The sequence below is a fragment of the Rhizobium beringeri genome (genome assembly GCF_004306515.1).
Lineage (GTDB): Bacteria > Pseudomonadota > Alphaproteobacteria > Rhizobiales > Rhizobiaceae > Rhizobium > Rhizobium beringeri.
In genome coordinates this window covers 742909-761957 of record NZ_SILG01000002.1, presented here as the reverse complement: position 1 = coordinate 761957, position 19049 = coordinate 742909, and the positions used below count along the sequence as shown (strand labels likewise).

General features: G+C 57.4%; 20 protein-coding genes. All 20 read left to right on the top strand.

Going from position 1 to position 19049, the window contains the following annotated elements:
- Positions 1–27 precede the first annotated feature (27 nt).
- The 20 genes from ELH03_RS27190 to ELH03_RS27095 all read left to right on the top strand — a co-directional run bounded on the left by ELH03_RS27190 (position 28) and on the right by ELH03_RS27095 (position 18889).
- Complete coding sequence (locus ELH03_RS27190; protein WP_003575677.1) at positions 28–504, top strand: Hcp family type VI secretion system effector; 477 nt, start codon at positions 28–30, stop codon at positions 502–504.
- 147 nt (positions 505–651) lie between these two features.
- On the top strand, positions 652–1728 hold the full coding sequence (locus ELH03_RS27185) for a hypothetical protein (RefSeq protein WP_128403421.1): 1077 nt from the start codon (positions 652–654) through the stop codon (positions 1726–1728).
- 9 nt (positions 1729–1737) lie between these two features.
- Positions 1738–2670 (top strand): hypothetical protein, encoded by a 933-nt coding sequence (locus ELH03_RS27180; RefSeq protein WP_245461730.1) that lies wholly within the window; start codon positions 1738–1740, stop codon positions 2668–2670.
- A gap of 28 nt (positions 2671–2698) precedes the next feature.
- Positions 2699–4963 carry a type VI secretion system tip protein TssI/VgrG gene (gene tssI, locus ELH03_RS27175; protein ID WP_128403420.1) on the top strand — a complete coding sequence of 755 codons (2265 nt, stop codon included), beginning with the start codon at positions 2699–2701 and terminating at the stop codon, positions 4961–4963.
- 10 nt (positions 4964–4973) lie between these two features.
- Positions 4974–6083 (top strand): DUF2169 family type VI secretion system accessory protein, encoded by a 1110-nt coding sequence (locus ELH03_RS27170; protein ID WP_128403419.1) that lies wholly within the window; start codon positions 4974–4976, stop codon positions 6081–6083.
- Positions 6080–7585 carry a DUF4150 domain-containing protein gene (locus tag ELH03_RS27165; RefSeq protein ID WP_233943409.1) on the top strand — a complete coding sequence of 502 codons (1506 nt, stop codon included), beginning with the start codon at positions 6080–6082 and terminating at the stop codon, positions 7583–7585. Before ELH03_RS27170 ends, ELH03_RS27165 begins: the two co-directional genes overlap by 4 nt.
- Positions 7586–7607: 22 nt before the next feature.
- Complete coding sequence (locus ELH03_RS27160) at positions 7608–8591, top strand: type VI immunity family protein (protein WP_245461731.1); 984 nt, start codon at positions 7608–7610, stop codon at positions 8589–8591.
- A 37-nt stretch (positions 8592–8628) separates the two neighbouring features.
- A complete protein-coding gene (locus ELH03_RS27155) occupies positions 8629–9015 on the top strand; it encodes a sulfurtransferase TusA family protein (RefSeq protein ID WP_128403417.1) in 387 nt (128 codons plus the stop codon).
- Positions 9016–9148: 133 nt separating this feature from the next.
- Positions 9149–10651: a DUF4150 domain-containing protein gene (locus ELH03_RS27150; RefSeq protein WP_130766946.1), complete on the top strand. Its 1503-nt coding sequence runs from the start codon at positions 9149–9151 to the stop codon at positions 10649–10651.
- On the top strand, positions 10651–11763 hold the full coding sequence (locus ELH03_RS27145) for a hypothetical protein (protein ID WP_128403415.1): 1113 nt from the start codon (positions 10651–10653) through the stop codon (positions 11761–11763). The genes ELH03_RS27150 and ELH03_RS27145 overlap by 1 nt, the downstream gene beginning before the upstream one ends.
- Positions 11764–12278: 515 nt before the next feature.
- The gene (locus tag ELH03_RS27135; protein ID WP_128403414.1) at positions 12279–12944 is read left to right on the top strand and encodes a GAD-like domain-containing protein; all 666 of its coding nucleotides are present in this window, start codon (positions 12279–12281) and stop codon (positions 12942–12944) included.
- A gap of 24 nt (positions 12945–12968) precedes the next feature.
- A complete protein-coding gene (locus ELH03_RS27130) occupies positions 12969–13421 on the top strand; it encodes a hypothetical protein (RefSeq protein ID WP_128403413.1) in 453 nt (150 codons plus the stop codon).
- A gap of 127 nt (positions 13422–13548) precedes the next feature.
- A complete protein-coding gene (locus tag ELH03_RS27125) occupies positions 13549–13854 on the top strand; it encodes a hypothetical protein (protein WP_128403412.1) in 306 nt (101 codons plus the stop codon).
- Positions 13855–14122: 268 nt separating this feature from the next.
- Positions 14123–14722 carry a hypothetical protein gene (locus ELH03_RS27120; RefSeq protein ID WP_128403411.1) on the top strand — a complete coding sequence of 200 codons (600 nt, stop codon included), beginning with the start codon at positions 14123–14125 and terminating at the stop codon, positions 14720–14722.
- 70 nt (positions 14723–14792) lie between these two features.
- Positions 14793–15704 (top strand): hypothetical protein, encoded by a 912-nt coding sequence (locus ELH03_RS27115; protein ID WP_128411127.1) that lies wholly within the window; start codon positions 14793–14795, stop codon positions 15702–15704.
- Positions 15705–15912: 208 nt separating this feature from the next.
- Positions 15913–16059, top strand: a complete 147-nt coding sequence (locus ELH03_RS37550; RefSeq protein WP_164902115.1) for a hypothetical protein — start codon at positions 15913–15915, stop codon at positions 16057–16059.
- A 10-nt stretch (positions 16060–16069) separates the two neighbouring features.
- The gene (locus ELH03_RS27110; protein WP_128403409.1) at positions 16070–17059 is read left to right on the top strand and encodes a type VI immunity family protein; all 990 of its coding nucleotides are present in this window, start codon (positions 16070–16072) and stop codon (positions 17057–17059) included.
- Positions 17060–17119: 60 nt separating this feature from the next.
- Complete coding sequence (locus ELH03_RS27105) at positions 17120–17353, top strand: GAD-like domain-containing protein (protein WP_128403408.1); 234 nt, start codon at positions 17120–17122, stop codon at positions 17351–17353.
- Entirely contained in the window at positions 17244–17873 is a 630-nt protein-coding gene (locus ELH03_RS27100; RefSeq protein WP_165420530.1) for a hypothetical protein, read from the top strand. Before ELH03_RS27105 ends, ELH03_RS27100 begins: the two co-directional genes overlap by 110 nt.
- A gap of 419 nt (positions 17874–18292) precedes the next feature.
- A complete protein-coding gene (locus tag ELH03_RS27095) occupies positions 18293–18889 on the top strand; it encodes a beta propeller repeat protein (RefSeq protein ID WP_128411129.1) in 597 nt (198 codons plus the stop codon).
- Positions 18890–19049 lie beyond the last annotated feature (160 nt).

Sequence of the window (19049 nt, the reverse complement as noted above, 5' to 3'; positions counted from 1 at the left end):
TCAACCGCCAACAGGAGAGCTGACAGCATGCCGATTTATCTTCAGATCGACGGTATCCAGGGGGATGCTACCCACGAGCAGCATCGCAAATGGATGGATATCGAAGCCATCCACTGGAATGTAGCCCGCAACATGAACACGTCCGCTGGTTCGGCGGCGAACCGTGAAGCTTCCGAGCCGACCGTTTCGGAAGTGATCCTCACCAAGGTCAGCGACTCCTCGTCGACCAAGCTTTTCCAGGAGGCCTGCTCGGGCCGTACCGGCAAGCGCTCCGTCATCCATCTCGTCACCACGGGCAATCCTGGCGACACCTATATCGAGTACTCCCTCGAAAATACGCTGATCGCCAGCTACTCGATCGATTCCAACGGCGACCGCCCGGTCGAGACGATCAAGCTGAACTTCACCAAGATGGAAGTGAAGTACACGCCGTACGACGACAAGCACTCGCCGCAGTCGCCGATGATCGCCTCTTACGATCTCGCGACCACCAAGGCCGCTTAAGGTTTCCTGACATCGGCAGTGCCAGCCATGGCTGGCACTGCACCTCATGTTTTCGGTTGCCTTTCTCATCTCGGGGAAGGGCAATCAACAGCTGTTTTCGCAGATGAGTTGAGAGACATCCTTGCGCTTTAGACAATGGAGATGATCGTGTCGGCTGCAACTGATCGTTTGAACGATATTCTTGTAGAATTGCCCAAGTACAAATCCCAATGGGAGACGAATGTCGCCAATCCCTATGTGCGGGCTTACGATCTCGCCATCGACAATTACCAGAAAACCACAAAGGCGCAGGAAGCCCGCGACCGGATGCTGGCCGAGCTCTTCGTATTTTCTGCCTCGGTCCTGACGGGCAGCATCATGATGGCCGCCTTCGCCACGACCTCGGTGCGTGTGCTGGCGGGGCGCACGGCGCTGCGCGTGATCTGCAACAACAATCTCAACCGCACCTTCGACCTGATGCATGCGGCAGCCACCAGCAAGCCGGTGATGTTTGCGCTCGGTGGCGTGCTCGACGAGGCCAAGAAGCTCGCCAACAAGCAGGTGACCAGCGCTGCGGAAAAGCTGACCAGCAGCGCGCCGATCGCCTCTGCGCCGACCGCCCTCAATTTCATGACGCGGATCGCCGATTTCATCGACACCAACCACATCTGCGTGCATGATTTCGTCAGGGGCGTGCAGCAGGACAATTCGATCAGCGAGGCCAACAAATCCAGGCTTGCCGATCTGGTCGGCAAGACGCCGTTCTGCAATCCGCCGGAGAGCCGACGCGTCGACGAAAACCGCCTGTCCCAGAAGATGGAGCTCTTGTTCTACATGAGCGCGGTTCTGGATTCCGACAAGCTCGTGACCTATGTGCCGGCCACCGGCGGCACCGTCGGAGGCATGGGCCGGGATATCGAATACAGCAAGAACGCCATTCCGCAGCTGCCTTCGGCATCGGATTATCCGAAGGCCACTTCGCCCCGCTTTATCGGCCGGCCGCTCCAGCCTTTCGAACCCGGTCAGCGTGTCGAATACGACAATATCGGATCGGTCGTGCGGGATCGCATCAATACGCTCAGCCGTCTTACCGGCAATTCATCCTTCTATCCCGAGCAGAATTTTGCCGAAAAGCTGCTGATCGACCCCACAGGCAGCGCGCAACTCGCGAAGGCGGAGCAGATCATCAACCGTCTGTCCACCGAAGCGCGGCCCAAGCAGCTCACCGACGTCAGAATGATCTGAGGGGTGTCGATGCTGTTGACGGATCTCCTGAAGCCGCACGGATTGATGGGTCGCATGCGCTGGCCGCTGGTTGCGGCCGCTCTCGTCTGCGCCATGGCCGCAAGTGCTGCCGGCATGGTTGGCGCGTCTGATACCACCGATCAATCCCTGCTTCAGATCGAGCAGGTGGCGTCGCGCCTTTCCGGCACGCCTGCCGCTGTCGAAAATGTTGCGAAGGCTGCCACCGATCGGGGCATTTCGGCGACTTCGGATGCGCAGCCGCTGCTTGAAACGGCGGCGCGGTCTTCCTTCAAGGCCGACAGCATGCTTGCCGAAGTATCGAAGGCCGTCGGTGAGGCAGGCGACGATGCCGTCGATCCGAAAGCCTTCGCCAAAGCGGCAACGGCGTTGGAAGAGGGGCAGGCGAAGACTGCGCGCATGTACGACGCGCAGGATCAATCGGCGGCGAAAGACATCGAAACGCGTCTTGCCGACCCGGACAACGGTCCGCGTATCAGTCGACTTGTCGATTTGATGGCCGGCCCGGATCTCGCCGTGGACACCGCTTTCACCGCACAGCTCATGTATCTCTGCCTTGAGGCTCTTTCCAATTCCGGTGTCGAGACACTGGCGTCCGCTCCAAAGAACAAGCTGCAATCCGAAATGCAGAGCGTGATCTCGTCGCTGCGTTCGAAGAGCGAAAACGAGAAGCCGGTTCCCAAGGCAATAGCGCGGGCGAACGAAAAGACGCGCCTGACCTTTGTGCTGGCCACTCTGTCTCCGGAAGACGTCTCGGTGCTCACGGATTTCTACGAGAGCTCAGGTGGAAAGGCCAAGCGCGACGCGCTCGTCGAAAGTTACAGGCAGGCGTCCGACCAAGCCAATTCCGAAATGCTGGGGCAGTATTTTTCGGCGCTGGCGGATTTTCTCAAAACCCATCCTCGGCCGCAACAGCAGCAGTAATTCGGCTCCCAAGACGGAACGTGATGTTATGGACGATTTGCAATCCCTCGCCGCCGATTTCATCCAGGCGAACCGTATTCTGAAGATCGTCTCGCCGCTCGGCGAGGACCAGCTTCTGCCGGAGCGAGTGACGATCGAGGAAGGTATTTCCTCGCTCTTTGAAATCAGACTTTCGGCCCGCGCCAAGAAGCCATCCGTCAAGCCGGAGGAGCTGATCGGCCGGCTGATGGATGTCTCCGTCGAGGTGCAGCAGGGCGAGGATGGCGGCGGCGTGCGCCGGCCGTTCAACGGCCTGGTGACCGAACTCAACGAGGGGCCGCCCATTACCCGCGGCCTCAGATCCTATTCCATGGTGCTGCGGCCGCAAATGTGGCTGCTGTCGCGCCGTTCCGACTGCCGCATCTGGATGGACAAGACCTCGGTCGATATCGTCGAGACGCTGTTCTCCGAGCACGGCATCCCGGCGCCCGATACATCAGGCGTGATTACGCCACCGCCGCCCCAGCATTATTCGGTGCAGTGGAACGAAACGGACCTTGCCTATCTCACGCGCCGTTTCGAGGAAGACGGCCTGTTCTACTGGTTCTCCCATGAGGACGGCAAACACAAGCTGCATGTGGCCGATGGCGCAAGATCTTGGCTCGGCCCGTCGCCCTCGGCGCAGGGCGAAGGGCGGGTTCGCCTGGCGCAGGGCTCGGCCGATCGCAACCACATCACCGAGTGGAGCCGGCGCTATTCCTATGTGCCGGGCCAGCGCGCCGGCGCCGACTGGAATTTCGAGACGCCGCGCATGGTGCCCGGCACCACGACCCCGTCGCTGGTGCAGATGCCGGAAGCGACCAGGCGCGAGCTTTACGAATATCCGGCGCGCATTTCGTCGGTGGCCGAGGCGGAGCGGGCGGAAAAACTCAGGATGCAGGCCTCCGAAGCCGATCACGACCGGGTCTTCGGCGGCTCCACATCCCGCATCCTGGAGGCAGGGCGCCGCTTCACCCCCTATGAAGTCGCCCATCCTGATCACGTCTATGAGGAACATGTGGTGGTCAAGGCGGTGCATACCGTCGTCGACCGCTCCTACGAGACGAACAGCAACGAGCCGGAATACACGAACACATTCGAGGCGGTGCCGTCGCGGGTGGCGATGACGCCGCATCGCGAGACGAAACGACCGCGGATTGAGGGCACCCAGGTGGCGATCGTCGCCGGCCCTTCCGGGGAAGAGATCCATCCCGACCAGTACGGTCGCATCAAGCTGTGGTTTCCCTGGGACCGCAAGGCCAAGAAAGACGGGTCCGACACCTGCTGGGTGCGCGTCAGCCAGGTCTGGGGCGGCGGGACCTGGGGTGCGCAGGTCATCCCGCGCATCGGCATGGAGGTGATGGTCGCCTTCGTCGACGGCGACCCCGACCGGCCGCTGGTCACCGGCGTGGTGCCCAATCCTTCCAATGCGGTCCCCTACGACCTGCCGGCCAACAAGACACGCATGGTCATGCGCTCCAATACCCATAAGGGCACCGGCTTCAACGAAATGACGTTCGAAGACGAGGCCGGCAGCGAGAACATGTTCTTCCATGCGCAGAAGGACCAGACGACACGCGTGCTGAACGACCGCACCAAGCGCATCGACCGGCACGAGGTTTCGGCGATCGGCGCCAACCGAACGGTCGAAGTGGGCGGCAACCAGAAACATGAAGTCGGCGGTTCGGTAAACACCGTCGTCGGCGGCACGGGGCCGATGGCCATGGCGCTGATGGGGGCGGTCAGCGGTCTCTCCGGACATACGGCCGGGCTGCTGGCGCAGGCCGGGCAAATTGCAGGCGGCGGTGGGCCGGGGCTCGCGGCCTTTGCCGGTACGCTTGCGTCGTCAGCGCTCGGTTTCCTTGGCGCAGGCGGACTGGGAAGCCGCGAGGGCGTTGTGTCCGGGCCGTCGCCCAGAGCGGATGCGGGCACGGCGCTGGCCGGCTCCGGCACGGGTGTCGGCGACGCGGCTTCAGGCCTCTTCCCTCTGCCCGGCATCATGAACACCATCGTCGGCTCGTTCAAATCGGACACGATCGGCATCGCTCGCGCTGAGCAGATCGGCATGAGCAAGGTGACCAATGTCGGCCAGACATCACTGGAGAGCGTCGGCAAGTTCAAGAAGATCGCGGTCGGCGAAGAATTCGTCATCGAATGCGGCGATTCCAAATTCATCATGAAGGCCAATGGCGAAGTGATCATCCTCGGCAAGACGTTCAACTTCGTCGCCACCGAACACTTCCAGATGCGCGGCAAGCCGATTGATCTGAACTGAGGAGGTTCGCTTGGAACTGATCAACCGGCTTCCCTTTCCGGCCATGGCCTTCCGGCAATTCGACGCGAACGGGGATTTGGATTGTGTGGTCTCGGTTCGCGGCACGTTCGAACACGTTCAAAACGGCAGATTGCGGTTGTGTCGCGAGCAGGAAGACTTCCAGTGGGAGGACGCCTATGACGGCGATCCCCATGCCGCGCCCCTGTTGCGCCAGTCCGACCTCACGCCGGAGAAGGCTGGAACCGACATTGCGTTTTTAGGCAATGCCTATGCGCCGAGTGGCGTTCCCGCATTGTCATGGCAGGTCGCCCTGCGCGTCGGGCAGCTCTCTAAAAGGCTCGAAGTCCATGGCGCGCGCTTTTGGCGCCCAGTGATCAAGGAAAAGTGGGCGGGCTTCTCGGCAAAGGAAGCCAAGCGAGTGCTGACGGATTGGCAGTTGAGCGAAGCCGAACAGGCATTGTCGGTACCGATGTGCTGGAGCAAGGCCTATGGTGGCCGAATTCCCGGTACGGGCGATCCGGAGACCGAAACGCCCGCCGATGTTGAAGCGCGCAATCCGCTCGGCTGCGGCGTCGTCAATCTCGACATGCCGACGAATCATGCAGCTGTCGCAGCACCGCAAATTACGTTGCCGGGACGGACGCTGAATTGGCGCGAGCCGGCCGAGCCCCAGGGACTGGGCTTGGTGTCGCCTTGGTGGCGATCTCGCCAGCAATATGCCGGGACCTATGACGATGCTTGGCTCAACGACCGTCACCCGCTTCTGCCGGAGGATTTCGACGAACGCTTCTGGCAATGCGCTCATCCGGATCTCATCGCCACGCCGTGGTTGGAGGGGAACGAGGAATATCTGTTGGAGAATCTGCACCCCAAGCTTTCCGTCGCCAAAGGGGCGCTGCCTGATGTGAAGCTTGGTGTTCATTGCCGGCGCGAAGACTGCGATGAATGGAATCTCCTCAATCTTGACGGCGTGCTTTTCGACTGGCGTAGCGACAGCCGAGTGGTTTTGACCTGGCGCACACGCTTTCCGCTGCCTGATGCAGGAGAAACGGTGCTGACGCTAAGCCGTGTTGTCCTGAAAAGTGACAAAAGCGGAGAAGCTGGAAGGGCGGCTGCATGAGCCTGCCTTCACCCCAGGACATCTATGCAGGAGAGCCGCAATACCCGTCTCCCTGGACGACACGTAAGCCGCGAGAGGGGCTTCGTGACAACGATTCCGCCCGCGTCATCTGCCTGGCACCGGATGTCTGTAAGACGCCCATAGGGTCCTCGATCGTCCCGATCCCTTATCAAGTCGTCGATTATTGCGGACATGACGCGCTTTATACTGACAGCGTGCGCTTTACCTCGCAGAAAGTCATGGTTTTGCGAGCGCACACGACCCATGTCCACGGCGACAAACCGGGGACGGCACGCGGAATAAAATCAGGAACCGTCGAGGACATATGCGAGCCGATAGGCCATGCGGCTCACGTTCGCGCCGAAGGTTCGCCCGTCATTCGTCATCTCGATCGTTTCAAGATGAACAACGGAAATACCGAAGGCGAGGCGATTTTCATTCGTGACACCGGAGTTTACACAGCGCCGTTTGACACCGATCCGGTGCGGGGATCATTGGCTTTTGCAAGCGCCGAATATGCGTCTCTCCCGGGATCGATGGACAATCCGCGTGCGTTGCCTCCCGGTTCCTACCAAGTCGCACAGAATTCCGGAAGCAGTGTCATCGATGCAGGCGGTGGCCTTTTCGACGGCGCATCTCGACGGGGCGCAACAACAACGAGCAGACCGCTCCAGGTGCCGTCGATGCGACGCACCGGAATCTGGGCTGCGATTGTCGATGCGCTGACCTCGGGTGGGGTCACACGCGCGCAAATAGGAACAATGCTGTCCGAGCTGGACTATTATGCCACCACCCCCGGAAAAGGTTTGACCTCGGCTCAGATGTCAGTGCTGGGTGCCGCTGCGGGCGAAATCCGCGGAACAGCGCTTCCCGCTGGAGACTACGACGCCGCGCAGGCGATCAAGGATCGAGCGTGGAACCGCGTCTTTGCAATGGCCAACAATCAGGATGCGGCGACGACTTCGGCGGAGAATGTACGCGTCACAGGCGCGAGGGCCGAGTGTGATGACATCTGCAAGCTCGCGTGCGAATGCATGCAAGACCGCGGTAGCGCGGCAACCTACACCGAATGTGTCGCGCGAAAGCTCCGCGAAAAACACTATGATCCGAACGGGCCACGACTCCCGGATGGAACGCCTCGCTATCCGAAAAGCCCGAACGCTGACGGACCGCGTCCCGAGGTCAGCTATGATCCGGCAAATGGCTACCGGCCAAACCCCAGCAACAATGTCGCGGGTATGCCATCCTCTCAATATCCCGTCAGAGGCATGCCCCGACCCGATATTTCCTGGTGGAAGGACGGTAAACTTTGGAAAATATTCGAACTGAAGTTTCCGACATCGAGCGGCGGCGTTGACGGCAATACACCAATGCAGGCAGCAGGCGAATACCTTAAGATTGCAGAGGAAAACGGTCTCGATCCAGACGAAGATTTGATTGACATCGATGTAGGTAAAGACTGCGATTGCGATACGGGCGCCGCAAAGCCGGGCCGATGCTGAGAACGGATGGAGTGTGGCGCAGATGGATTTTCCTCATGATCTTAAACTCGACCCGACCGACATAGAAAGGCGAGGCGTTCTGCGCGATCAGGAGACGAACCTGATCCGTTCGCGTGTCGGCATTCTTCTGTCTCTTTATTTTAAAGACGGCTATCTCCGGGAGAAGCGAAAGGAGCTCGTCGCAGCGCTTGGCGAATATATGGATGTTTTTGGAGAGCAGATCACCCATTTCAAGCATGGAGAAGATGGACGGCTACATAAGTATTCCGGAGACGGCATACCGGATGCCTATCTGCGTGATGTGGATCTTCCCGAGAACGAGATGTTCTATCTCCATGTCCGACATTACGATCCACGCGAGCAGAACGATCCATCGCTGTACATGTTCATGGCATTCGGGCACCAACGGGGCGACCAATGGCCATTGTCAGGCTTGAAGGTCCATATTCCGCCGAGTTTCGTTTTCGAACAGACTGAACGTTTTATGAAGCTTATCGCCCGGTGGTGCGATCGGCTTGATGTTGTTCACGGTTCCGGCGGGCTTGGCACCCTGTCTAATCCAGGGTCCGAGACATCAGGGGACGCCTATTATTACCCATGGTTAGCCGAATACCCCGCCCTAGAGTATGACGCTATGGGCAACTACTTTGCGACAACGTACAAAGGTGGTTTTGACAGGCCGCGCTCATCCAACTGGTTGACCATTTTGGGCGACGATAACGTTGCCAAGCTGGGAGGGGAAGCCGCTATAGCTGCGCAGCTTTCCGAGGATATATCGGTCATTCGCTTTAAATCGGGGATTATAATTCGCGCGGGCGCCCTCCCTGTATTGGGAAGTGCTGCTACGGGCGGAGTGCCGGAGGCCTATCGAATCGTTGCCCGAATCGTCAAACCGATCCGCTTCGAAGAATATCGATTCAGCATCTTCAAATTGCCAGCTCACCTCAATTCCGGAAAGGAGGCGAGGCTCGCAGAAAACCTCAAGTGGATCAGACGGTTTGATTGAAGAGGCGAGACCGGTGCCCTGCCACGGAGATCCGAAAATGAAGGAATTTGTTCCCGTTGAATTCGACGCTATTCCGGAACTGGTGAGTGACAATGAATTTCGTAGCCTAGTGGAGACTTACACTTCCGAAGGTTTGGAAGATTTCGCTGGCGATCTGGCTGAAGGCATCGTTCAGGGTGTCGCCGACGTGCGCGGTCGCCGCTGCCCCTATCCCGTGAGACGTATGAACAAAATGCTTAACTCGCTGCAGCAAGGAGAGCGGCTTCTGGTTCTCACCGATGATCCAGTTGCAAAGATTGACGTTCGGCACGCAGTGCGAACGAACGGCGATTATCTTAGGTGCGCGGTCTATGTCGGCAGTTTTGATGCATTCCTCGTGGAAAAGGGCGGAGCCCACATGCCGGATAGGGAAGCGCTGTCGTGAAGTGCGGGTTGAGGCAGTCTGCTCGATCAAAACTCGCCCCGTTCGTGCCCCCGCTGTTAGTGTCTGGTAATCTCTGGCTTGCGCGGGCGGAGATCAAAGTAGCGGCTGACGCTCCCGCGGGCAGAGCAGTGACATGAGCATCCCACGCGACAACTATGTCGGGGAGCCCGACTATCCAGCGCCCTGGACGACGAAGCAGCCGCGCGAAGGTTTGCGTGATCTTGACGAGGCAAAGATCGTCTCGCTGTCGCCGGATGTTTGCCTGACGCCGGTCGGCTCTTCGATCGTTCCTATTCCATACCCGATCGTCGACTATTGCGGGCATGACTCGGGATATACGCCTTCCGTCCGCTTCACCGGCAAGAAGGCCATGGTCATGCGATCCCGGACGACGCACGTCCATGGCGATGCGCCGGGAACGAGAAAGGGTGTCAAATCCGGCACCGTCGAAGATGTTTGCGAGCCGATCGGTCATGCCGACCAGGTGCGCGCCGAGAGTTCTCATGTTATCCGGCATCTCGACCGCTTCTGGATGAACAATCGGAATACGCAGGGCGAAGCGATCTTCGTGCGTGGGACGCAGACATATGCGCCGCTGGAAGACGACGATCCTGTGCGGGGATCGCTGCGCTGGAACGGCAGCGATGAAGGCAAGATCATGAGCGATGCCTCGCCGGAGCCGCTGGTGATGGGCGCACAATATGCGCAGGCAGCACCGGCGACGGTACCTCAAACGGTTCCTGCGCCAGTTCGACCCGCCCCGGTGCCGCGACCACCGGGGCAGGTCATCCGGCCGAATGTTCCACAGTGGAATAGGCCTCCACCCCGGCCGACCATCAAAGTCGGTAAATGGGTCGGAAGGCTCGGCCGATTTGGTAGGGCAATGACTGGTATCGGAGCTTTTATCGAGGGTATGTGGCCAACCTCGACGGCAATGCCGTGGTATGATGAAATGCCACAAGATGATTTCGAACGGGCGCTTTTCCGGAAGGCACGCGAACTTGAGGAGCAAGGCGTCGACGTTGATGACGTTCAGGAGTGGTTCCGATCCGAGCGCGCAGAGAACGCACGACGCCGGAGGCAGCAGGAGACAGAAGAACGGCAGCAACCGCAACCTCTACCCCAGACGCAGGGTGCGCGCGTTGATGAGGAAGGCTCACAACGTCGATGCATTGTTGGCCCCTACGAGGAGATCGAGCCGATATGTCGAGGCAATGCTCACCATATCGTTCCTGATATGGCCTATCGATTAGGGCGGCGACCTGCCAAATCCGAATATGATTCCACAGAGAATCGTATTCCCAACGCACCGACGCTTAACCAGGGGATGTCGATTTGTTTGCTAAGTCGGCAGCACGGAAGCGATAGCGAAGGATTGCATGGAATACTTCGACAACGGTTTGCAGAACTCGCAAGCCCTGTACCGGGGACAGCGCCTATGGGGGCAATATTAGCTGAAAGTATCAAAGTGATCGAGGATATTCCGGATTTGCCGGAAGAATGCAAAGCGCTAGCTACAGCCATGGCAACAGGCCAGGTCGCGTCAAAAACCGGATTTGCCGCTCCTGGGCGAACGAGGGAACGGCCACTTCCGTCCGGCGATGCCGAAACAGTACTGAGAAGGGGACATTATTGATGAACGGCAGTGACTGGAAGGCAACAATTCAAGCCGCTGTGGCATTTGATGTCGACCGCTTTGCGATATGTCTTGGCGAGCTTGAATACGATGATCCATTTACTGCGATCATTTCCTATGATGGGCGATTTTCTCAGCCGTGGAGCAGAACGGATGTTCAGCGCGAGATCGTCGATATCAGCTATATGGAAGCCGATCCTACGGAAGGCCATGTACCGGTAGCGCTCAGCAACGAGGGCGACGTCTATGTGTTGAAGGACGAGCATGCGGAGCGATCGAAGATCCCCGGAGCTGGGATTCTCAGCGAAGATGCTGAGGGGTTTGGGGCAGTCCATACGCTGGTCGTAGATGGACATAGCCAATATGTCGTCGGGGATAGCCGTCAACTCTATCGCAGAGAGGGCTTTGGAACATGGCAACGGCTTTCTGCGAACAAATCCCGCGAGGACGGTTATGAGGCCGAACATTTTGGAAAGGCGATTTCCTTGGACGGTTCGCTCATCGTCGAAAGTGTTCAAAGACCTTATTCTGCACCAAGCGCTGCGCAGCTCGATCCCAAAAGCTGGGAAAATGTCAGCCCGGAGCAGTTCCTGAAGATGATGAAGGAGCAACGGTCCGAGCGCGTTACAAGGCCACGCATCCAACGCGTCTATCATTATCTCGACGGCGGTTTCTCACGATTATCCCTCCCCGAAGATTGCGTGATTAGAGGGCTATACCGCGACCCGGAGCAGCGCATTTGGCTTTTGGGCGTGGCAGGTCTGATCCTGCAGGGAACCATCGAAGGAGGATTTGAGAAGGTCGGCTTCCTCGGGGATACGGAAACGTTGTTCAGCGCCGCGTGGTGTCGTTCCGAGCTGTTTGCGGCCACAGACGACGGTCTTCGCCGATTTGACGGCCATAAGCTTGGCATCGTGAAACCCAAACTAAATTCCGCAGCTATAAACCGAAATATTCCTGCACCTCTGAAAATTCAATCTTTCGATAACACGCTGATATATTTCGACAGGAAGCATGGCGTGTGCAGGTGGGACGGGCAATCCTGGGATTGGTACGAGATCCCGCCGTCACTTCTCCAACGCGAGTTCAAAGGCTTGCCTGCCAGACAATAGGGCTCGTCTATCGTATCCTTGCAGCCATACCTGTTCATGGGCGGAAATCGTCAGTACAGCCACCGGGATGCGGAGAAGTCCCTGATCGCGATTTGAAGGAGGTACGACTGATCGCAGCGGTGTTTTTTGAGGCGCGAGGCAAACCCCACGAGGCCAGGAGGATTTCCGAGGCCGAAGCGGAAATTACCGCCACTGACGACGAAGATTTCGAGGAGCTTTACGGAGCATGGGAGCCGACGCTTTACGCTGCGGCTATGGCCGATGACCGATATTTTGCGCTTCTGGTCGGCGGCCCGCGCTGGGATGACCATGCCGCTCGTTGGCAGCGGCGGCGGGCGCGTTGCCAGCAAGAAGAAGTAGATGCGAGTGGAAGAGATTGAGCCTATCAGGAAAGTCTAGAGGTAGTGATAGCCAAGTTCATTGCCGGTGGGACCGAGGAGGAGCGAGTTGATCCCGGCAATGCTCCGATGTCATAATATTGCCCAGTGCATCTGTCGGTTCTAAATGGAGGCACCGTGAAGGATTATCAGGTAAGGCTTGCTTCAATCGTCGAGGATTTCGGTACTCCGCAGGGCGGGGAAGCGGCCGTCGATGTGGAGCGATACCGCGGCAGGGTTCCCGATGCGGTGATCGAGTTCTGGCAGCAGAACGGGACCGGGATCATATTGAATGGTTATTTCCAGTTCTGCGATCCCGACGCCTATGCATCGATCATGAAGTTCGTCTTTAGCGGCGATTCGCAGATTGACGCCGAGCAGACGCATGTGCTGGGCTTTGGCGCATTCGGAACGATCATCGCGTGGAACGAAGTTCATCAGAATGTGACCATCGATCTTGTGAATGGGCAGGTATCGTGCCAGGCGCTGGTCAACGGCAAGACCTACGATCCCAATGTTGCCGTTACCAGCGAGTTGATGTTGCTCGATAGCCCGACAATCGATGAATACGATGCAGAGGCTGAAAAGCTTTTCAAGCCGGCGCGTTCAAAGCTGGGAAAGCTCGGCGTAGGGCAGATCTACGGGTTCAGGCCCATCCTCGCGCTCGGCGGGAACAGGGCTCTGGCCAGCCTGACGATCTACGAAGCATCGCCGCATATGGCGATCCTGGCGCAGGCGCATGAGCTGCAATTGATGGACAATGCTCCTTTCCCGCCGCAGCCGGTACGCGTGATTGGAAGCTGATGCGAGCCGCAAAGTGAGTTGCTTATGAACCGGAAAAAGCAAATCGAGCCCACCATCAGGAAGCGCATCGACGAACTACTGGAGGCATCTGGCAAGAAGTTCTCGTCCGGTGACCTCAGAGGGTCGCTGGATGTCGCTTTGCAAGCTTGGGACCTAATTCCCGAGCCCAAGTCGGACTGGGACTATTGTCCCCAAAGCCTCTCGGTGGGATTTGTTCAAGATTTCGCTGATTTGGGAGACAAGGAGAGCGTATCCAAGTGGTCGCAGATTATGGCGGAGATGTATGGCGATCCGAATCACGAGGACCAATTGGTGCTCATGACAGAAGGTGAGGCTATGTACAAACTAGGCGACAAGGATCGTGCCTATTACATTTTCGGACGGATTCACGAGATCTACGGTCAACGCGGCTTCTCGGGCGACCAATCAGTGTATTTTGAGTTCTACAGGAAAGAAAAGGCTGCTCGCGGTGAATAGCTGAGAAGAAGAACTTCCCGAGGCCATCTACGACCGCGTCACGCTGCTCTCTGAGCAGGGGAACGATTTCCTTGATCGCGGAGATGCAAAAGCGGCAATTTCGACATGGCGCTCGGCTCTAAAGTTATTGCCTGAACCGCGGCGTAAATGGGACGCGGCGATCTGGCTTCATGCTTCCATTGGTGACGCGCAAAGAGAAGACGGCGATCTCATCGGAGCGCTAGAATCCTTTCAGCAAGCTGCGGCTAGCAGCGACGGCTATGCCAACAGCTTCGTCCAACTTGGTATAGGCACATGCCTTTACGATCTTGGCCGTCAGGAGGAAAGCACTGACCCGTTGTTGCGAGCCTATATGGGGGAAGGTGAGGAAATCTTCGAGGAATCCAACCCAGAGTATCTCGACCATTTGCGCGAGCGGAAGCTGATTGGCTGAGCCGTCACAGACTTAGCTTGAGGGTGCGCCGGCCTTGGCCATCTGAAAGCGCCTCTTTCAGCAAGTGCTGGGTGAATTCGCGCCGCTCAAAGATGGTACGACGGTCAGCTACGGGCTGAGAGCTATTGTGGAAAACTGCTGACGCCATGATAGATTTCTGGATCGAATATAGTCGCGGGGTGGCGCAGGGAGCTGGTTGGCGGTGCCGCCGGAGTTGCTGTTGAAGGCGCCATAGGGGCGGGGGACGTCGCGGAATGGGGATTGGAAAATGAATGAATCCCAACATTGGCGGATCGAGCCAAAAATCGGCCTTGGCAAGTTGAGGTTTGGGATGAGCCGGTCACAGGTCGATCGCTTCAGTTCCATCTACGGAACCTCGAAAGGGATTTCTTCCGACAAAATTCCAGATGATATACTTCAGTCTACCTTAGCTGAATTGGGAGAGGGTCTGACTGCTGAAGAAAAGCAGGAAATTCTTTCTGTCTATCAAGAAAGTGGACCTTCCGCCGCCGGCGAAACGGAAGTGCGTGGGGATAATAATCCACTTGTTCTGACCTACGACTCTGATCGTCTGGTGGAAATATTGGTGGACACAAAAGTGCGGAGCTTGAAATACCGCGGTATCTCTGTGTTCGAGGAAAGGCCCCGCGATGTGATTAAACATATTGCGGAGACTCTGGGAGAGAACCCCCTTATCCTGAACGAAGAAGTCGCCTTTCCAGCCAATTTCATATTCCTGTTCGAATTCGTACGGGAAGCTGGAAGCGCATACGCGGAGGGCAGTCGAACCGATCGGTCCATCATATGGCGATCCGGACCGCGAGAAGGCGGGGTTGATCTCTCCGAGTATAAACCGATGAAAATTTGAGGATGGCGGGGCTCCCCGCCCCGATACAATGGACATGTTTTGACAGCGAAATTTTTGTAAGAGATTGAAAATGCCATCGGTCGCGCAGACGATTACAGCAAACCTGAACCAAGAGAAGCGCAACATCCGGGACTGGGTCGAGGATTCCTTCAACAAGGAAATTCTCTACGACGAACCGCTTTCTGAAACGATCGAGCCATTCATTCGTGACGGGAAGAGCGAAAAGAAGCTGGTTCCGGATGCGCTCGGTTCCATCGCAAGCTGGCATATGCGGATGGCGATGAACAAGAGCCTTAACGAAGCCCTTTATCCTGCCGACGAGATTGCGCGGTCCGGCATTTACCGGTTCTGGCACTACGAATGTGCGCATGCGGTCATGGAATCGGACGATCCGGCCGGCTACAAATTTCCAATGCGGCCGTTCACCGAAGTTTCCACCATGCTGGCGCTTGGTTGGCTGAGCCATGCAAACCGCCTGGCCGAGACGATTTTCGACCGGTGGGACGCACAGACCGACGGTAACGGCGCTGTCGCGTGGAAAGGTCTGCCGCAATATCTGCCATGGCTTTCAGTCAAACTCTACAAGGCGTGGCGGGGGAGCGACGAGGCCTATGATCTGGAGCCGGATGACGGAGAAATGGGTGAATTTTCCCCATTGCTCGAAACGCTCTTCGATCCGCGACCCCATACATTCGGCGAGGCATTGGCAAAAGCTGCGGACTTCCATGCATCGGGGTGTGGGACGGATGACTACGACGTCGTCAACGAAGAAGAATTGTGGTTCTTCCCGGTCGAATTGCTAGCCGCATGCCGGCTCCGCCAGCAACGTGGCCTGGATCTGCCGCCGCTGGATTACCCCCTGTTCAACGCCACGCCGCTTTGCCGCTTCCAGAATGCGCTGCCGGTTCCGTTTGACGAAACCTTGGCAAAACTTCTGCCGGCTTACGCAGCCGCGACCAACAAGTTCGATCTGAAAGTCTGAACGGGCAGTGGTATGCGATGCCGAATACAATGCGGAATTCGATGGACATGCCGAGTGTCGACTTCCTCGTGGATGGCTAGATTACCGCGCCGGAGGAGCAATCGGTCAACAAGGATCACGTGGGCTGTGAACTCGCCGGCCATGCCAAGTGTGCCGTGGCATTCGGTGCGCAGCAAACTCAACCTGTAACAGCCCCCAGGAGGAAGGTATGAGTAACTGGCAAAAGGCCGGTGTTGCGCTCGGCGTAACAGTAGCAGGCATCGGCGCTGTCGCTTGCGCGATTCTGGAGCCATGCGGCGCGGTCGCGCTCGGAGCTTTGGGACTCGGAACAGCAACAACGCTTGCAACGCAGTGAGGGTATTTCCTTGAGTGACGCAATGCATTTAACCAAGGAACTCGCCGCTCAGATCGACGGCTTCTCATTTGCCAATGGCCATGGTTTTGTGGAGACCCGCATCGGTTTTGCGGTGGAGCTGTTCTTTCTGGGCGGAAGCGAAAGCCGAACTAGACTGATACTCTGCGACATGCTCCGTCAATATCATGCGCTGTTTACGGATGCGCTGTCGCATTTTCTCAAGCTGAATACGAGCCGCCTTACGAAAATCACTGGCAGCGATTACTTGGACTATTATGAAAATATCGCGCGGAAGCTGAGTTCAACCGAACCCATGGACGCAATGGTGTTCGGATATCCTGGCAAAAAAGTTGTCGATGAGCCGACGCCTTTAAGCATTTCTTTCAAGTGTGCCGGCCCCGATCCCATGAGCCTGCTTGGAAGATCGATGATCTGCGCCTATTTTCCGGCATCCTTTGTGGCAGAACGCGGCTACGGCATTTTGTTCGATCTCACGAAGCGGTGGGCGTCATCGGTCGAGCTACTTCATGGCAGCGCGGGCTATAGTCTTTTGTTCGAGCATGGGGTTTTTGCGGGCAGCAATACTGTCGCAGAGACCGTGCTGCCCCCCCTCAAACGTTTCCCTGGATTGGATTTTTCCGATCCACTTCATTTCGAAGTAGAATCGGATCTCGGCGATGGCCGTCAGATCAAGTCAATCAACTGGCTGACCGTCATCAACGAAGAGATTGTCGGGAAGCTGGGAGGGCAGGGCGCCCTTGCCAAAGAACTCGGTGAGTCTTGCCCGATCCACGGGATCGACGGCGGCCTGATTATACAGGCAGGCAGCGAGCCGCAACTGGGCGATGTCAACCGCGGTCTGGTTCTCGACGATTATCGCCGCGTCGCGAAAGTCTTGGAGCCCGTTCGTTTCAACGATTATCGGCGAGGCCTTTTTGTCCTACCGGAACCATACGACAAGATCGAGGAAACGCGGAGGTGGCTTCGAAGGTTTGAATAGCTGGGTTGAAACCGGGCTTTACCATAACGGTAATCGAGATCGCGATTTCAGGAGACACGAATGACCGTAACAGAGTTTCTTGAGGCGCGAGGCAAACCCCACGAGGCAAGACGGATTTCCGAGGCCGAAGCGGAAGGCGCCGTTGGGCGCGTTCCGGAAGACTTGCGAGAGTTCTGGATGCAATATGGCGTGGGGTACTATGCAAACAGGAACTACTGGCTGTGCACACCGGGCTCTTTTCGAGGGCTTCTTCCGCCAGATCCTGGCCAATGTGCCGGAAATGAATGCCGATGACCTCGCCGCCTTCGGATATTCGAGCTTGGGAGCCGTCAATCTCTGGCACAAGACAGGACGGCACTTCACATTTTCGCTCGATGTCGCACTGCTGATGGATTTGACGAGCCGAAGCCGAACCGATCCCCCGCCCCACGATCTAGAGGAGATCTATCGCGCGGCCGGCGTGGACATGCCTCAAAACGCGGTCGAGCTGATTCTGGAAGCCAGGTCTGCGCCGGAGGACATCTGGAACATATTGTTGGCGGCAACCAGCACGGATTCATACAAGGCAATTTATGACGATAGCGGTAAAGCCCTCACGCCGCAGCTCCGGCGAGGCCTCGGCGAGCTTTCTCAGAACGAGATCTATTTTCGAGATAGGAATGCGGGGAAAAATACCGCTGATCATTATCAAAAACTGAAAATTTCGGAGGCTGTCTCGCACATGCCTGACGAGATTTACTATTCATTCGCAGTCGAAGTCGGAGGGCAGCAGCAAATTGTCTCCCAAACGATCCCCGCTGGTGGCGTCCGGTAAATTTGCCTCGGCTTACGGCTGGCCTGCAATGGGCGGGAGCATATTTGCGCAGCGTTCGCCGGCGCTCGGCAGCGCCGGTTCGCGCTAAGGAGAGCTAATGGTCGTACCCATCAAATTTGTTGTCGCTTGCGCTGCAGCCGACGACATCTTCGTTATTGCGACGATCCCTGACGAACTGCCGAAGGATGCGGAATTTACCCGTCTTTACTACCTGTGCCCAGAAACGGAAGACGTGTGGCACTACCGGGATTGGCCCAGCGAACAGGTGGTGTCGCTATGCCTGCGCAGGGAACGGCAAGGGGTGAGACGCGCAGCCTGTGCCCTGACAGGGGAAGGGGACATCGAGATCGCGAACTCCGTGAATGAGACCTATGAAAAAATCTCCGGCGCAGGTCTGATGGGAGCGCGCTCTGGGCGCGGTGACGCGGATCAGAGAGATAGGCTCTACTTTGTTTGTCTGTGGCAATTACGGACAGGTCTATCGGCGCGACGAGACCAATTGGACACCTATCGATGGAGAACTGGCGAAACTTGGCAAAAGCGCTCTCAGCCCGCCGTTTCCAGATGCGGCGTCGATTTCCGACGACATGTTGCGCCAGTTCACGCAATCGATGCGGCAAGCACCTAACTTCAACGATATTGGCGGCATAAGCGAGACAGACATCTATGTTTGCGGCAACGGCGGAAATCTCTTCCCCTACGACGGAAAGGCCTGGGCCAAGATCGACATCAGAACAGATGCCATCCTGACCGCCATGCATTGCGTCTCAGCCGACGAAGTGTTGGTCGTGGGCGAGAACGGCACCGTTTTGACCGGCAATGCCCGGGCTGGCTTCCGTAGCTTGGGAGAATTTTTCCCCGGCGATTACATCTGGTCGGTCCGCAGCTTCCAGGGGAGGACCTATTTGGGAACCTTACACGGTCTTTATGTGCTCGAAGGTTTCTCGTGTGAGACTGCTCACGAATGGACAGTTGGACGACAAGACACAGGTCATCAGCCTCGACAGTGTGTCTGATAACGCTCTGTGGATAGCGACCGATCGTCATGCGTTCCGTTACGACGGCAACGCATTCACGTTCTATGAGCATGGCGACAATGTCGCGTACTAACGGCTTTGGTATGCTTTCCTATTATTCCGCTTGCCGACGCGCCATTGAACTTCGATAGGGGCACAC

Bases quoted from the DNA above. Each gene is read 5' to 3' on its own strand.
- ELH03_RS27115 (WP_128411127.1), top strand. From the start codon at position 14,793: ATGCCATCGGTCGCGCAGACGATTACAGCAAACCTGAACCAAGAGAAG.
- ELH03_RS27150 (WP_130766946.1), top strand. From the start codon at position 9,149: ATGAGCATCCCACGCGACAACTATGTCGGGGAGCCCGACTATCCAGCG.
- ELH03_RS27190 (WP_003575677.1), top strand. From the start codon at position 28: ATGCCGATTTATCTTCAGATCGACGGTATCCAGGGGGATGCTACCCAC.
- ELH03_RS27100 (WP_165420530.1), top strand. From the start codon at position 17,244: ATGGCGTGGGGTACTATGCAAACAGGAACTACTGGCTGTGCACACCGG.
- ELH03_RS27155 (WP_128403417.1), top strand. From the start codon at position 8,629: ATGAAGGAATTTGTTCCCGTTGAATTCGACGCTATTCCGGAACTGGTG.
- ELH03_RS27165 (WP_233943409.1), top strand. From the start codon at position 6,080: ATGAGCCTGCCTTCACCCCAGGACATCTATGCAGGAGAGCCGCAATAC.
- ELH03_RS27160 (WP_245461731.1), top strand. From the start codon at position 7,608: ATGGATTTTCCTCATGATCTTAAACTCGACCCGACCGACATAGAAAGG.
- ELH03_RS27180 (WP_245461730.1), top strand. From the start codon at position 1,738: ATGCTGTTGACGGATCTCCTGAAGCCGCACGGATTGATGGGTCGCATG.
- ELH03_RS27145 (WP_128403415.1), top strand. From the start codon at position 10,651: ATGAACGGCAGTGACTGGAAGGCAACAATTCAAGCCGCTGTGGCATTT.
- ELH03_RS27105 (WP_128403408.1), top strand. From the start codon at position 17,120: ATGACCGTAACAGAGTTTCTTGAGGCGCGAGGCAAACCCCACGAGGCA.
- ELH03_RS27130 (WP_128403413.1), top strand. From the start codon at position 12,969: ATGAACCGGAAAAAGCAAATCGAGCCCACCATCAGGAAGCGCATCGAC.
- ELH03_RS27120 (WP_128403411.1), top strand. From the start codon at position 14,123: ATGAATGAATCCCAACATTGGCGGATCGAGCCAAAAATCGGCCTTGGC.
- tssI (WP_128403420.1), top strand. From the start codon at position 2,699: ATGGACGATTTGCAATCCCTCGCCGCCGATTTCATCCAGGCGAACCGT.
- ELH03_RS37550 (WP_164902115.1), top strand. From the start codon at position 15,913: ATGAGTAACTGGCAAAAGGCCGGTGTTGCGCTCGGCGTAACAGTAGCA.